The sequence below is a fragment of the Oceanobacillus longus genome (assembly GCF_042650085.1).
GTDB lineage: Bacteria > Bacillota > Bacilli > Bacillales > Amphibacillaceae > Oceanobacillus > Oceanobacillus longus.
The window spans coordinates 106,903-122,424 of record NZ_JBHSAO010000001.1 but is presented as its reverse complement, the minus strand read 5'-3'; the positions used below and the strand labels follow the sequence as shown (position 1 = coordinate 122,424).

Below are 15,522 nucleotides of genomic sequence, written 5' to 3'. Positions count from 1 at the left end.
AACTCAGGTACTCTATTTATCTAATCCGTCTACTCGATTCCACATCAAAAAGGTGAACATCACTAAAATTAAACCCAGCCGTAATAATATCTCCAATGTTAATATTATAATCAGCATCTTCACGTACGATTACAGACTGCCCGTCTACCTCCGAATGAAGGACAATTTCTGAACCTAACAGTTCTGAGAGATTGACTTTGATATGCATATTAACATCGTGCATTCCTGATAGGCTAATATTTTCTGGCCGTATTCCTAGAATGATTTTTTTGTGTGAGTAATTATTCTTTCTTAGAATGCTTCTTTTTTCTTCAGGAATTGGAAATGAAGCAGGTCCTACCTTTATTTTTGCATCCTCTATAATACATGTAATAAAATTCATTGGTGGTGATCCAATAAAGCTGCCTACAAAAACATTTTCAGGATTGTCATAAATCTCCTTTGGAGAATCAACTTGTTGAATCAATCCGTCTTTCATAATAACGATTCTAGTTGCCATTGTCATTGCTTCTGTTTGATCATGTGTAACATAAATCGTTGTTGTTTGTAGTGTTTTATGTAACTTAGTAATAACAGAACGCATTTGTACACGTAACTTAGCATCAAGATTTGATAACGGTTCGTCCATTAAAAATACTCTTGCATCACGAACCATGGCCCGCCCTAATGCAACACGCTGACGTTGTCCACCTGAAAGAGCTTTTGGTTTCCGCTCCAGATAACTTTCCAACCCTAAAACAGTTGCAGCATGTTTTACACGTTGTTCAATAATATCCTTTTTCATTTTTCGCAATTTTAGGCTAATCGCCATATTCTCATATACGGTAAAATGTGGATATAATGCATAGTTCTGAAAAACCATTGCTATACCCCGATCTTTTGACGAAACATCATTTATTCGTTTTCCATCAATGTAGATACTTCCCTTTGTTATTTCATCTAAACCTGCAATCATCTGCAATGTAGTAGACTTTCCACATCCAGAAGGACCAACAAATACGATAAATTCCTTATCTTTGATCGTTAAATTAAAATCTCTTACAGCTACTACATTTTCGTCATATTCTTTATTTACATGTTCAAATAGAATCTCAGCCAATTGTATTCCTCCTATAGTTACGCAAAAAATGTAACGATAATAATCCTATGAATATAACAATTAATAGATACGATGCGACCCATAGATTTTGATTACCCTCAATTGTATAGATGAGCATTAACCCACCAACACTTGGAATCCTGCCAGTACTTAATGCCAACTCTCTTGACACAACCATTTCAATCCGGTCTTTACCCCTATTATCAAATTTTGCAATGGTATTTAGAGAAAGTGTATTAAATGGGACTTCAAACAATGGAATACATATGCCTGCAGCAAACCCATAGAATAGAAGTGTCACAAAATTAACATCTAACACTAGACCAAAAACAGCTACGCTGACACCAATTGTCCCAATTATGATATAGAACCCTCGATTTTTTGGGCTGAGAAATTTACCTATCAGATAATATGTAATAATGGATATTGTTGTTGTATAAAATACATAGTTACCGAGACTACCTTCACTCCCTGTTACCATGTAGACCCATATCCAAATCGCAAATGACAAGACTCCATCACGAAATGCAAGACTACTAAAAACTCTCGAAAGATGACGCCATTCAACATTCTTATTAATATTCCATAAGGCTTTCCAATTAAATGTGCTCTTATCTACGTACTTTGGAAGGAAAAATGTGATACCTAATGATAATAAAAATAAAATAAATGTTAAGGTGAAAATAATTTGATATCCACTAAAACCTGGTTGTGCAATAATAATCCATCCCGCTGTTACTGGGCCAATCATTTGGGAAAATGCGCTAAAGATACCATTTACACCGTTAAACCAATCTCGGTTGGTATGATTGGTTAAGTCAACGGATAATGTATTTACTGACAACCAATAAAAACCCGACCCAGTTCCAAATATTAATCCCAGAAAGACAATATTATTACTAGCAGAGCTTCCTAACATGAGAAGGACAATATAAAAGAGAAGCTGTAAAGCCCCTCCAACGATCAGCCCATTTCTCCTGTCAGTTTTCTTACTTAGCCAACCTGCGAAAACAAAAGTAGGTGCCCATATCAAATAAGAAATAAAATTAAATAGGGCAACTTCAAAGAAATCTTGTGAAAGCTTATACAAATACACATTGATAAATATACTGGATAAGCTATTAGCAACACCATTTAAGCAAATAATAGCTAGGAAAATTTTCGTTGTCCTTGATAGAACATTAGTTTCGTCTGATTGTATTATTCCCTTTTTTGTAAGAGGTAGTTGTTTCATACTTACATTCCCTCTTTGCTTATGTAAAGGGGATTACACATTGCCGCCATCAGTGTCTGGTTAACCTCCTGAAAGTATTTCCACACCTCTACTCGATAAAATTTCTGATCGCTGATTTTCAGTTGCTTACGAAAGGTTTTTTCTGCTTTTGGAACAGTATATGTTCGTTCTATTCCTCTATCAGAAATAATCTTTATTAAGTCACCTTCATGTAGTCTGTTGAGATTTACTACTACTGGTTGAGAAATATCTGTGACTGTATCCCCCATTTGTTTATTTCCACAAGTCAATTCCATGGTAGGTCCCTCTGGACTATAGCTTAAAAACACATGGCCTTTATCAATTCCAGCAAAGATACCGCATTGTGACTTATCCGCTGTTTTAACCCAAGTTGTTGGCATACCGTGTTGCACATAAGGATCTGGTCGATGTGTGTCACTTCCACCTATCACGGTTATTTTATTACCATTAACTAGCTGTTCTTGCCACCAGTCAAGGGTTTTTTCGTTTCCTGGACGCCAAGGGCCATTCCATACCTCAACCCAATTGTAATTCACATTCCATGTCCATTCCCACGGACACCCTGGATCATGTGGGTGATTAATCGAAACCTTTGCTCCAGAACTTCTAGCTTCCTCGACTTTGCTATGAAGCTCTTCATTATTAACTGCGCGAAAATCCTTAATTGGATCGTTTATGCCGAAAAAGTTGCAATGACCCTTGTATGTTGTCAATTCCATCCCCGGTATAATGATAAGATCTTCGTACCGAGGAAGAGTGAAGTTTTGACTTACAGTGTTGTGATCTGTTAATGCAATGAAATCTAGTTCCTTTTCCAATGCGATTGCAGCTATTTCTTGCAAGGTATAGGAACCATCACTATGCACACTATGCATATGTAAATCGCCTTTTAACCAGGTTTCTTTATTATTCGTACTTTTTTCTAATTTAATGTTTACTTCAACTTCGCTACCACCCTGAGGAATTTTGTATGCTCCAAGAATAACAGCCCAGGTGCCTTTTGCGAGGTTCCCAGAAAGGTATCCGGGAGTAGAGACTTTTGAACCAATTTCTATCTCGCTTCTAGCCCCACCACTCCAACCTCTCACTCGGTACGGATCCCTTATTCCTAAGTCGACAACACATTCTTCTTTTGATTTGTTTTTTACAGCATACTTTATATGGATGTTGATAATATCCTCTGTCAACTCAAATGGAACTTCAATATACTGTAATTGTTCACCATTTGTAATTACGCAACATTTTTTTATTTGTTCTGAAGTTGTAGTTTGAACCATCCTATATCACCTTTCTTTATTCACTCTTTGGTAGAACCCAACATAATCCCTTTAACGAAATATTTCTGTACGAAGGGATAAATAATTACTAACGGTATTAAAGCAATCATAATTCCCGCCATCCTAACATTTGGCGTAAAGAAGTCACTGCTAGATGTTGCATCTGTTGATATTACTAATGATTGTAAAGCAATTTGCAGTGTATATTTATCGCTATCACTTATGTATAGTAATGGCTGAGTAAACTGATTCCAGCGACTAACAAATTCAAACAATAACACAGTAGCAAGACCAGGTTTAGCAAGTGGAAGATAGATTTTTCTAAAGATCCAAAAGTCCCCTGCTCCATCCATCCTTGCTGATTTTGCTAAGTCACTAGGAATGGAAATAAAAAAATTACGCATAAGTAAAATACTAAATCCAGAAACTAAGCCTGCAATGATTAATGAAGTAAGTGTATTTAATAACCCCAGATCTCTATTTACAATATATAAAGGAATCATAATAGCTTCTTCTGGAATGACCATCGTCAAGATAATCATAGATACGATTATTTTCTTCCCTGGTAATTCTTTTTGGATTAATACATAACCGGCCATAGCAGCAAAAAGCACATGAAATATAGTTCCAATTACCGTTACAATGACGTTATTTAAAAATGGGCGCCATAGTTCCATTTTCGTCCAAATAGTTTCGTATCCTTCCAGACTGAATTCAGTTGGCCACAATCTAATACCCGGTTGCATGGATGATATATTAGAGGAAATGGACGTTACGAATGTATACCATAATGGAATTATCATCGTTAGAACTAGTAATATAAGGAACAATTTGTTAAGTATATTGGCACCATTTGACTTTACAGTTTCAAGTTTTTGTTTTTTCATCAAATCACTCCATATCGAATCGGATACCTTTTCTTACTAAAGATACTAGAATAAGAGTTGCAAAAACTACAAGAAATGCCGCTGCTGTTGCTACACCCATTTCAAATTCTAATATCCCTTTTTCATAAACATACATCATAATTACATTTACTTCTCTTGCAATGGCAGGATTACTCATCACAAATACCTGATCAAATATCCGAAGAATCCCCATTATATTTAATAGCAGTACAACTTTCATAGTCGGAACTAATTGTGGAAGGGTGATATAAATCATCTGCTTCCAACGATTGGCCCCATCTATTTTAGCTGCTTCATACATCGTTGGACTTATTCCAACAATTGCAGCTAGATAAATAATACAGGTGTAACCCATGTCTTTCCAAATCGCAGATAAAATCATAATTGGTTTGGCATACTCTTCTTGTGCAAAGAAGTGAATTGGACCAACACCTATCCATTGCAATACTCCATTTACTAATCCTGCATCAGGTGACAATATGTAAATCCAAATCCCTCCAACAACTACCCATGAAAATAAATGTGGAAGATAAATTACCATTTGGGTTACCTTTTTAAAAAGTGGTTGGAAAACTTCATTTAAGGAAAGTGCTACAACTAATGGAGCAATAAAACCTAGTAATAGAATTCCGCCACCAATTAAAAGGGTATTTTGAACAACTCGCCAAAAAACAGGATCATTTAATACAGTTATGTAATTTTGGAAACCAATAAAAGGTCGGTCTCCAATTAATTTAAAATCCTGTAAGCTTATTATGAATCCCTTGATAACTGGGTAATAATTAAAGATAATAAAATAGATAAAAATAGGTAATATCATTAGATAAAGACTGTAATGTTTTTTCATTTTATAAACCAATACTAAACACCTCTTTGTGTTTATAGGACTAAACGATTTTATTTATCAAAAGTGTTATTTTTACTTATTAAGATTAAGGGGGCTTTTATGCCCCCTCTTTCTATTAATCTATAAGGTTCGCTGCTTTTAATTCTTCATTCATAGATGAAACAGCTTCCTCAACTGGTAGGTCACCCATAATTGCTTTGAATGCATAGTTTGTAACAATTTTCTCGGCATCTGGCCAATCTGCTGTGGAGTTCTCAAGTGTTGAATTATTCGTCATAACTACATCGCGAGCCTCTTCCACACCTGGCAATAGTCCGATAGGGTTTTCGAAATTCGAATTATTCGGAACAACTACACCATGGTCCATTCCGTGTTCTTTACCAATTTCGGTTAGCTCATAATTACCGTTATCAACGGTATAATCGTGTCCTTCAACACCAAGTGTACCTAAAATGTTTCCTTCTTCAGAATGCCAAAATTCGAGGAATTTCAATGCACCTTCAGGATTTTCTGCATTCACAGGAATAGCAAACAAACTAGGGTCCCCACGGCGAAGCATGAAACCATTCGGCCCTTCTGCACCGGTAATCCCTTTTGCTTGGAATTCTGTATTTGGATCTTCTTCTTGACGAATGTTATTGAACAATCCTACCCACGCATCCCAGTATGTAACTATACCAACACGGTCAGTCAAAAACATTTCTCTCATTTTTCCTGTGTCATTTGTTGCGAAGTTCGGATCTAATATTCCTTCTTCATGAAGCATGTTGAACCATTCATATACTGGGATGGCATCTTCTGTTGCATATGGAATAGTCCGGTTTCCCTCTTCATCTACTACATATTTATATTTCACTCCAGCAGCACTCATAAATGGTTGAATATCATATAGTCCAGCTGTAGATAATCCATACGTATCAGCTTTGCCATTTCCATCAGGATCTTCCTCTGTAAAGACTTTTAATACGTCATAAAATTCATCCAATGTTGTTGGTTGGTCAAGACCTAATTTATCCAGCCAATCCTGGCGAACAATTGGCATGGTTCCACCTTCAGATTTATTAAATACTCCGTAAATTGCACCATCATCGTATGTTATTTGTTCCCATTCAGATTGTGGAATAACAGCTTTATTTGATAAAGTCTCAGAGGAATCAATTTGATCATTTAATTGCATTAAAGCACCTTGATCTACTAAAATATCCATTAGATCTTTTGTTAAATAGATAATGTCATATTTTTCACCAGAAGAAATAGATGTTAAGAGCTTTTGATCATAATCAGAAGGAGGCTTCTCCATATCAACTTTGATACCCAATTTTTCTTCAAGCTCTTTTACAAAAAGCTCTAGTTCATCAGCATCCTTACCACCAACGACATTGCTTAGGATTTTAATTGTTCCTCCCTCTTCTGTTGTCTCTTTATTATCAGAAGCATTTGCTTCAGCATCCTCTTCAGTTAAACTATTGCAAGCTCCTAAAATAAACAGTGAAAATACTAAGATAAAAGTAACTATATATTTATTTTTAAAAAGCATATTAATCCTCCTTAGAATATAAGTGATAACATCAACTATTCGAACATGAGCCTCGTTTCTCAAAATGTGTAGGTACAATAATCCGCTTTACAAGAGGTTTATTTGTATGTAGTTGGTCGATTAATAGCTTTGCAGATTCTGAACCAAGCTGCTCCCCATTTAAGTGAACACATGATAATGGCGGTGAAAATTCTGTCGCATATACAGAATCATCACTAAAGGAAATAACAGCTAAGTCATTTGGAATAGAATATCCTTCTTCTTCAGCAGCACGATAAACACCAAGTGCCATCTTGTCATTATCAGTAATTATTGCAGTAATCTTATTATTTTGTATTAATATTTCCTTTGCTTTTTCATAACCAAATTCAACTGAGCTTGATTTTTTATCCTTGTACACTACTTGGTCAGAATCTAGTTCAATTCCTGCTTCTTTTAAGGAAATCTTAAATCCTAGCTCACGATCCATACTTACAGTTCGAAATGATGGTGCATTTAAAAACAAGATATCTTTATGACCCAACGAAATTAAATGTTTTCCTATACCTTCTGCCGCACTTACATTATTGTTATCAACATATGACAATTTATCTTCGTAAGTTTGAGGAGGCTTTCCAATAACAACAAGTGGTATATTTTGTTTCATTCGTCCTACAATTCTCGGATCTTCTATCTCAGGGTCTAATAAAATTTCTCCATCAACAGGATCGGATGTCTGAAACTCAACCTTATTTTTGTAGTTGTCAGACAATGTGTTGACTAGTAATCGATAACCTTGTTTATAGCACTCATTCAATACACCGTTAAGCAAAGATAGATGAAACTGACTGAATTTCACTTTTTCAGCCTGCATATTCAAGCCAATAATTCTAGTTTCTTTTACAGCCAAGCTTCTTGCCCAATAATTAGGCTTATAATTTAATTCATTTGCAATTCTTAGTACCCGCTCTTTCACCTCCTTGCTAATGGGCCGTTTCTCACTAAATACGTTTGAAACTGTACTTTTAGAAACTCCAGCAACCTTTGCAACATCTTCCATTTTCGCCATGCATTTCCTCCTCCACGTCTAATATATTAAACCGGTTTTATTAAGAGAGTATTAATGCACTGTATAACTTCCGTTAACTTTAACTCTCGATTAGTTTTTTATTTATACTGTGATAATGCCTTATTTCAAAGGAATAATTTTGCTATTTTTAAATATATCATGTAGTTGATTGCTTTTAATAAGTACTTTAACGTATACCAGTACTATAAATTCATGACTTATCTATAAGATTATTGGAACATCATTATAAAACCGGTTTAACTATTATTGATATATAATCCATAGAAAAAGCTCTCCGGAATCAGGAGAGCTCTTTCTATGGATTATATAATTGAAGATCCCTAAATTTTGATATATCGTAATACTCAAACGCACATATGCGTAACCGTCACAAAAGCTCCACCTAGTAAGGCCAAACAATGAATAACTGCAATCGCAAATATTGTTTGATAAATAAGTAGAATAACAAAAAGCCATTGGTAAGTACCAACTCTGACTTTTCGATAATTATCTCAGTAAATTGGATACTCTACAGCAAACATAAATATTAACTATAGCTAAATTTTAGTCTAATAGAAAAGAGTCTACCTCATTAAATAACTTCAGCTTCCAACTTTTGTTCTACCCCTTGTTCCTTTAATAAACCAACCAACTTCGCTTTCATCTCTTCTGAAGTCACAACACAGCTCAACGTACTAAACCTCGTCTTTATTCTCAATTCATATTGATTATTTACTTCGCTTGAGAAGCCATAGTAATTATGATTAACATCAATTCGTAAAAATTCAAATGATTTTATGTTTTTCCATGATGCAAAACGAGCACCACATAGTATTCCGTCCTTCGTGACAGCAAATAAATTTAGAAAGTTTGATAGGTGGAAAATCGGAAATATGATTAGAAAATATAATCCGAATCCAACATCATGCCGCCAGACCAAAATAATCATTCCAATAATATAAATTAGCACCAAAATATAGAAAATAATGCCAGCCCTTTGACTGGAATAGGTCGGAGGTTTTACTGTTTTCTGCGGTTCTTTTCGAATCGACGCTAACTCTTCAGCTGAAACTGGCAGTACAATATCCTTCCTCATCTTAATTAGAACTTGAATAACCCGGTAAGCATAATAGAATACGATTGCAACGAAAATCCACACCAAAAAATCCATCTAGTCACCACACTTGTATACTTTTTCTTACCTTTCATACGGATGATATATAGGGAAGGTTTCATTGTATTATTAGATAGCTTCGTAATTCTTCTAGTAAAGTTGATTCTTTTCCGTTAGATGAGATTATGTCATCTGCTGTTCCGGGAGCTGTAGGAAATCGGCATTCTCCGTATAAGCAATTTATTAGACTAAAAATTATATATTATATATAATATATTTAACCATAATAATAGATTAATTTTATTTTGGTTTATGACATTATATTTTCAAGGGGGAATTTTAAATGGGTCGATTAACAGGTAAAGTAGCTATTATCACAGGTGCAGGTAGTGGTATGGGTGCGGAACAAGCTCGTTTATTTGGAAAAGAAGGGGCAAAAGTGGTTGGAGCTGATATGAACGTAGAAGCCCTTCAAAAAGTTGTTGATGAAATTAAGGCTGATGGCGGTGATGCGATTGCAATTAAGCTAAACATTTCTTCCCCGGAAGAATGGGAAAATGCTATTCATACTGCTGTAGAAACATATGGTAAAGTGAATGTTTTAGTAAATACTGCAGGAGTGGCTGGTCCATTTGTAGCGAAAGCACATGAACATGATCCAGACGAATGGGATAAACTTCTGGCAATTAACTTGAAAGGTTCCTTCCTCGGAAGCAAGTATGCTATCCCTGAAATGATTAAAGATGGTGGAGGTTCCATTGTAACCATTTCTTCCATCGCTGCTACACTTGGTGGTCAAGGTGGTACTGGGTACGGGGCAGCTAAGGCTGGTTTAATCGGTTTAACGAAAAATATCGCTGTCGATTATGGAAAAGATAATGTCAGAGCGAACGTTATCTTACCAGGTCAAATCAGCACACCAATGTCTGCATCACTTGAAACGGAAGAAGCGAAAGAAATAAAACAATTCTACTTAAATAAAACGCCATTAGGTCATTTTGGAGATCCTAGTGATATTGCTAATGCTGCATTATTCCTTGCATCGGATGAATCTAATTTCATTACAGGTGTAGAACTCCCTGTTGATGGCGGCGTAATGGCCAATTAATAAAAAGAGAGACAGTTGTCTCTCTTTTTTTCGAACAAATCTATTTTTGGTTTATAGCATTTTTAGGCTTAACGATTGTCTCGTCAATATTTCAAAAGCTTCTTTTGCCTTCTTGAAATTGGAATGGACAATTGCATCTACCAATGCTTCCAGATACATATAACGTTCTTTTGTTTTTTCCACATCGCCCCACATCATTTGAGAATATGCATTGGTAATAAACGTTATGTCAGAATAAAATTTAATAAATGCCTTATTTTCTGCAACTTCAAATATATAGCCACATAATCGATGTACCTTTACAACATATTCCAGTATATTCTTTTCCAGAAGTTTCTCGTTTGCTTCTATTAAACACTGTTCCAAATGATTACGTTTTTCATCATCCCACTTTGTGGTCGAATAATCGACTCCTAACCGAAATAATTCAATCAATGCATCCGTATAATCATTCATTTCTTGTTCTGTTATCGATTTTACCCGTACACCTTTTCTTGGTAACCTTTCGATAATCCCAGTATTTTGTAAAACATAGAAAGCTTCTCGTACAGGAATATTACTGACATTTAATTCTTTCGCAATTTCAGATTCAATCAGGCGTTCACCTTGTGATAGTTCACCTATGAATATCTTTGTTAATATATAATTTGCAATTTGTTCAGGTAGCGAGTAATTTTTACCTTCCATTAATGAAGAGAAATTAAAATTTTCCATCATTTACCCCTTCTATATAATATATAATAGTTAATATTATACTAATGTTCATCAAAAATGAAGCTTTTTAAACAACGAAGGACAGCACCACATAGTCCTCCGTTTTTTGAATGAGGACAAATTTCCCTGAATAAGTTAAAATGAATAGATATGGAAGGAGCTTTATATGATGAAAAAAATAATGATACTTATAATATTCACGATAGCACTTTCTGGATGTTCCTTTATTGAGGAAACGAATAACTCATTAAACTACGCAACAGAGGCAACGGATTACTTCAATGATCTCAGCAATTTCGCTGAAGAAACTTCTGGACTTGTGAATCAAGCAGCTTCTGACCCAGCAGCAAAAGAAGAGTTAGAAACTCAATTAATAGCTTTAGAAGAATCGATTACAGATTTTAATGCCCTTGACGCCCCCGGGATTGCAGAGGGTCTACATCAAAATCTAACGGAAAAGAATCAGCAGCTTCTCGATATTACAGACGGTATAATTCAAAATGGCGAAGTAGCAATAGATCAACTGCAGAACTCTGATTTATACCAAACGATTGAGAATATAACTGAATTGAAAAGCCAAATTGAAGAACTCGGATTTTAATGGAAACTACTTCTTTGTGAAGTGGTTTTTTTCATTATACAGAAATAGTCTTAAAATACACTTCACGGAGCAAGGAGGGAAAGTTTCAGTACCTTTTTGGTGGTTACCCTTTTAGATATTATAAGATAAAATAGAAGCAGTGGATTCACATTCTAATAGCTAATAAAAATAACACATAGTCAGGTGATTTACCATTACACATATAAAAAAGGTTTTATTTATGATTTTTGGATTTATATTCCTTGGTATCGGTATTGCAGGGACTGTCTTACCGGTTCTTCCGGGTGGGCCGTTTTATTTGTTGTCCTCCTATTGCTTTGCCAAAAGCTCTAAGCGGATTGAAAATTGGTTTAAGCGCACAACATTCTATGAAAAATACGTGGAAGAATTCCGGCAGAATAAAGGAATGACACGCAAAGAAAAAATCCGCATCAATTTAATTGCCGATTTCTTCATCCTATTTTCCGTATTTTATGTCGACATATTATTGGTTCGAGTTATTTTATTGGCACTTGGCATCTATAAGCATTATTATTTTATAAAGAAAATCAAAACGATTACACCAGGTCAGTAGATTTTAAATGAGTAGGACGTGGGGTCAGGAAATTGTCCCATTTTAACGGTATCAGCTGGGACAACTTTCCTGTCCCTCTGTCCCCACTGTCCCTCTGTCCCCATTGTGTTACTGTTATCATCCTACCAGTTCTTTTACCTCATCCTTTACTTTTTTCTTCTTCCTAAATAAGCTACTAAAGCGATTTCCAACCGCATTAAACATCCGGTAGACTGCGGGAATTAAGACTAATGTGATCATCGTTGCGAACAGAAGCCCGGAGATAATTACGGTTGCCATCGGTGCCTGATAATTACCTGTTGTACCTGCTGCTAATGCAAGTGGCAGCATGCCCCCGATTGTCGTAAATGTCGTCATAAATATCGGACGAAGACGATCCTTTCCGGCCCTACTGATTGCTTCATTTGCAGAAGCTCCCTCTCTTCTTAGCTGATTTGCGCGATCAATTAATAAAATTGCATTGTTTAACACAATACCAATGAGCATAATAATCCCCATTCCTGACATCACGCTAAGTTCTCGCTGCGTAACAAACAATCCAAGGATAACACCAACAATCGTCATTGGAATAACGGACATCACAATAATCGGATGTGCCAAATGATTAAATTGTACTGCCATCACCAAGTACACAAGAAAAATTGAAATGACGAGAATCAGCACCATATCATAAAGCAGCTCCTGCTGTGTTTCAAGATCGCCTCCAGCAGAAATCGTGTAACCGGATGGCGTTTCGAAATCATCGATAAGATTCTGTACTTCTCTGTTTACTGTCCCTAAATCAGTATTTTCAATATCCGCAGAAACCGTTATATAACGTTCTCCATCGATATGCGAAATTTCATTTGGCATATCGACGCTACGTAATTGGACAAACTCGGATAGTCTCCTTTCCCCTTCACGAGTTGAGACTTCGAGATTAAGCAGATTTTCCTCATTTACTATTTCTTCATTCCACTTCACTACTAATGGGACACTTTTTTCATCGATTGCTACTTCACCAATTGGCATATGGAGAAATGCTTCCTGTATGTATTGGCGAATCTGGATTTCCGATAGACCGACATCTTCCATCGCCGCTTCATCCATTTCGACGACCTTTTCTGTGGAAGTACGTTCAATCGAATTCGTAATACCAGTAAGTCCTTCAATACCTTCCAACTCTTGCGTAAAATCATTTACAAGCAATTGCAGTTCATCATAATCTGCTCCTTTCATCTGTATTTGAACCGGCTGCCCGGCACCTACAGACATCGCACTCTGAACACTTTTAATCGGGTAATCTTCTCCCAGTTCACGCAAGGAGCTTAGTATCTCCTCATTCACTTCTTTCTGTTCTCTTGTGATTTCATCGCCTTTGGTCATATTAATCAGCATGAAGAACATGGATCCATCATCAATAATGTAACTTGTTTCCACATCTTCAATTGCCGCCAAAGTTTCATTTATTTTTAGCGCAATTTCTTCCTGTTCTGCTGCTGAAACTCCTGTCTCTAGGTCAACCATTAACTCCGCATACCGATTTAGCACATCCGGCATGATGGTCATTGGAATTTTAAATACGAGAAACATCGATCCAACGAACATAAGGAAAAAGATAAAAATCATTGCTATGCTGTTTCGTTTTTTCTTTACGACCCAGGAAACGAACTCCCCATACCTCTTGACGAGTCGTCCTTCTTTTCCATTATTATTCTTTTTGCGGATTTTAAGGAATTTCTCAGACAAAGATGGAATTAAAGTAAAGGATACAATAACCGAGCTGATTAGTGTAACGGCAACCACCGTAGACAGGATGACCATAAATTGCCCGACATCTCCACCCATCAAGCCGATAGGCAAAAATACGACAATCGTGGTCAGCATCGAAGCGATTACTGCCGAAGCTACTTCTTTTGTTCCTTCCAGCACCGATTCCAATGACTTTAATCCTTGTTCTTTTTTCTTATAAATCGACTCTAAAATAACGATTGATGAATCTACCATCATACCGATACCCAAGCCCAGGGCAATAAGTGAAAGCATATTGAAGCTATAGTCTAAAACCCACATTGTAATAAAGGTTAATAGAATAGAAGTTGGAATGGATATTCCGATAATAACCATCGCGCGTACATTGCGCAGGAACAACAGTAAGATGACAATTGCCAATATACCTCCAATGAGGATATTACTGGAGACACCATCAATGGATTCTTTTACATAATCAGCTTGTGCAACGAGCTCATTTAGCTCAAAATCCTCTACTAGTCCTTCATCTCTGATTTTTTGAACTTCTTCACGTATTGCATCAGCCATTTCAATTTGCGTCACATCGGATGTCCGGCCAATTTGAACAAAAATAAAATCCTTCGTACCATCTTTCCAAACATAGGAGGCATTTTCCACGGGATTTATGGAAATTTCCGCAATTTCATTAAGCTCTATAAAACCTGCCTGTGTTGGAATTTTAATCTTTTCCATATCTTCAATTGACGTTAAATCGGTTTCCCAACGAATGGATGGCTGTGCACCTTCCTCCTCGATTTCTCCTAATGTAGCTTCTGTATTCGTCTGCTGAATAATGGAAATAACTTGTGAACTATCCAGTGCATGTTCTGTCAGACTATCCCGATTGAACTCGATACTCATTTCATCTTCCTGTATTCCCATTAGAGAAACATCTTTTACCTCAGAAAGTTCCTCCAAACGAGGTTCCAGGACATCCAGAGCAAAAGCTGTCAGTTCATCCATTTCCCCACTGGAAACATCCATAAAAAATTCATAGTTCGCACTTAAACTCATCTGTTCTGCTATTATTTCTGTAACGCCGGCCACATTGGTAGCAACCGTACTTGCCACAGTCTGTATTTCTTTTGAAACTTCCTCACCGAGGCCTTTTTCAATCATAATCTGTAAGCTGCTTTGGCCGACCGTGCTCGTGGAAGAGATTTCTTCCACGCCATCAATCCCAAGAATTCGCTGTTCAAGTGGGGTCGTAATTTTTCTTTCTACTTCAATCGCAGCCATATCCCCTGCACTGACAGCAATATATGCTCCATCGAACTCCACAGGTGGAAATAACTCTTCATCAAGATTCGTGAATGAATAAACACCCAAAATAAGTACTAATACTGTAGTCAATCCCACCAAAATTTTCCGATTAACAATAAACTTTAGCAACTTTTCCCCGTCCCTCGCTTTTATTTACAAACCTTCATCAGTATAAAAGATAAATAATAGAATTTGTTAAAGAGCATTCATAATTTACAAAAACTTTAAGTACAAAGACCCAGATGATTAAATTTCTGTTTATTTCTAATTATCGCTATAACATTTTACGTATCCCCCCTAGCATTGCTAATTCACCTGCTTTCATGTTAAACTATTTTAACTTTTCAAACAATAGCCTTGGGTCTGATTTCATCTAAAACTTAAGACTTAGACGGGGCGGTACAGGA

At 36.2% G+C, this 15,522-nt stretch carries 13 protein-coding genes; 3 read left to right on the top strand and 10 right to left on the bottom strand.

Annotation, left to right across the window (positions count from 1 at the left end):
- Positions 1 to 16: 16 nt before the first annotated feature.
- The 8 genes from ACFOUV_RS00545 to ACFOUV_RS00510 all read right to left on the bottom strand — a co-directional run bounded on the left by ACFOUV_RS00545 (position 17) and on the right by ACFOUV_RS00510 (position 9,142).
- A complete protein-coding gene (locus ACFOUV_RS00545; protein WP_379494817.1) occupies positions 17 to 1,099 on the bottom strand; it encodes an ABC transporter ATP-binding protein in 1,083 nt (360 codons plus the stop codon).
- Positions 1,092 to 2,333, bottom strand: coding sequence for an MFS transporter (locus ACFOUV_RS00540; protein WP_379494816.1), 1,242 nt, complete (start codon positions 2,331 to 2,333; stop codon positions 1,092 to 1,094). The genes ACFOUV_RS00545 and ACFOUV_RS00540 overlap by 8 nt, the downstream gene beginning before the upstream one ends.
- A 2-nt stretch (positions 2,334 to 2,335) precedes the next feature.
- Positions 2,336 to 3,631: a CehA/McbA family metallohydrolase gene (locus ACFOUV_RS00535; protein WP_379494815.1), complete on the bottom strand. Its 1,296-nt coding sequence runs from the start codon at positions 3,629 to 3,631 to the stop codon at positions 2,336 to 2,338.
- A gap of 20 nt (positions 3,632 to 3,651) precedes the next feature.
- On the bottom strand, positions 3,652 to 4,518 hold the full coding sequence (locus ACFOUV_RS00530) for a carbohydrate ABC transporter permease (protein ID WP_379494814.1): 867 nt from the start codon (positions 4,516 to 4,518) through the stop codon (positions 3,652 to 3,654).
- Between the two features lie 4 nt (positions 4,519 to 4,522).
- Positions 4,523 to 5,398, bottom strand: coding sequence for an ABC transporter permease subunit (locus ACFOUV_RS00525; RefSeq protein ID WP_379494813.1), 876 nt, complete (start codon positions 5,396 to 5,398; stop codon positions 4,523 to 4,525).
- Positions 5,399 to 5,501: 103 nt separating this feature from the next.
- Positions 5,502 to 6,923, bottom strand: a complete 1,422-nt coding sequence (locus tag ACFOUV_RS00520) for an extracellular solute-binding protein (RefSeq protein WP_379494812.1) — start codon at positions 6,921 to 6,923, stop codon at positions 5,502 to 5,504.
- 31 nt (positions 6,924 to 6,954) lie between these two features.
- Entirely contained in the window at positions 6,955 to 7,971 is a 1,017-nt protein-coding gene (locus tag ACFOUV_RS00515) for a LacI family DNA-binding transcriptional regulator (RefSeq protein WP_379494811.1), read from the bottom strand.
- 592 nt (positions 7,972 to 8,563) lie between these two features.
- On the bottom strand, positions 8,564 to 9,142 hold the full coding sequence (locus ACFOUV_RS00510) for a hypothetical protein (protein ID WP_379494810.1): 579 nt from the start codon (positions 9,140 to 9,142) through the stop codon (positions 8,564 to 8,566).
- Between the two features lie 286 nt (positions 9,143 to 9,428).
- Here ACFOUV_RS00510 and ACFOUV_RS00505 point away from each other — a divergent pair, with 286 nt between their 5' ends.
- Positions 9,429 to 10,193 (top strand): SDR family NAD(P)-dependent oxidoreductase, encoded by a 765-nt coding sequence (locus ACFOUV_RS00505; RefSeq protein WP_379494809.1) that lies wholly within the window; start codon positions 9,429 to 9,431, stop codon positions 10,191 to 10,193.
- 51 nt (positions 10,194 to 10,244) lie between these two features.
- On the opposite strand, the gene ACFOUV_RS00500 is transcribed toward ACFOUV_RS00505, so the two are convergent.
- The gene (locus ACFOUV_RS00500; protein ID WP_379494808.1) at positions 10,245 to 10,910 is read right to left on the bottom strand and encodes a GntR family transcriptional regulator; all 666 of its coding nucleotides are present in this window, start codon (positions 10,908 to 10,910) and stop codon (positions 10,245 to 10,247) included.
- A 163-nt stretch (positions 10,911 to 11,073) separates the two neighbouring features.
- Here ACFOUV_RS00500 and ACFOUV_RS00495 point away from each other — a divergent pair, with 163 nt between their 5' ends.
- Both ACFOUV_RS00495 and ACFOUV_RS00490 read left to right on the top strand, forming a co-directional pair.
- Positions 11,074 to 11,508, top strand: a complete 435-nt coding sequence (locus tag ACFOUV_RS00495; RefSeq protein ID WP_379494807.1) for a DUF6376 family protein — start codon at positions 11,074 to 11,076, stop codon at positions 11,506 to 11,508.
- 220 nt (positions 11,509 to 11,728) lie between these two features.
- Positions 11,729 to 12,082 carry a YbaN family protein gene (locus ACFOUV_RS00490; protein ID WP_379494806.1) on the top strand — a complete coding sequence of 118 codons (354 nt, stop codon included), beginning with the start codon at positions 11,729 to 11,731 and terminating at the stop codon, positions 12,080 to 12,082.
- Between the two features lie 117 nt (positions 12,083 to 12,199).
- Here ACFOUV_RS00490 and ACFOUV_RS00485 read toward each other — a convergent pair whose 3' ends face one another.
- On the bottom strand, positions 12,200 to 15,244 hold the full coding sequence (locus ACFOUV_RS00485) for an efflux RND transporter permease subunit (RefSeq protein WP_379494805.1): 3,045 nt from the start codon (positions 15,242 to 15,244) through the stop codon (positions 12,200 to 12,202).
- Between the last annotated feature and the right edge of the window lie 278 nt (positions 15,245 to 15,522).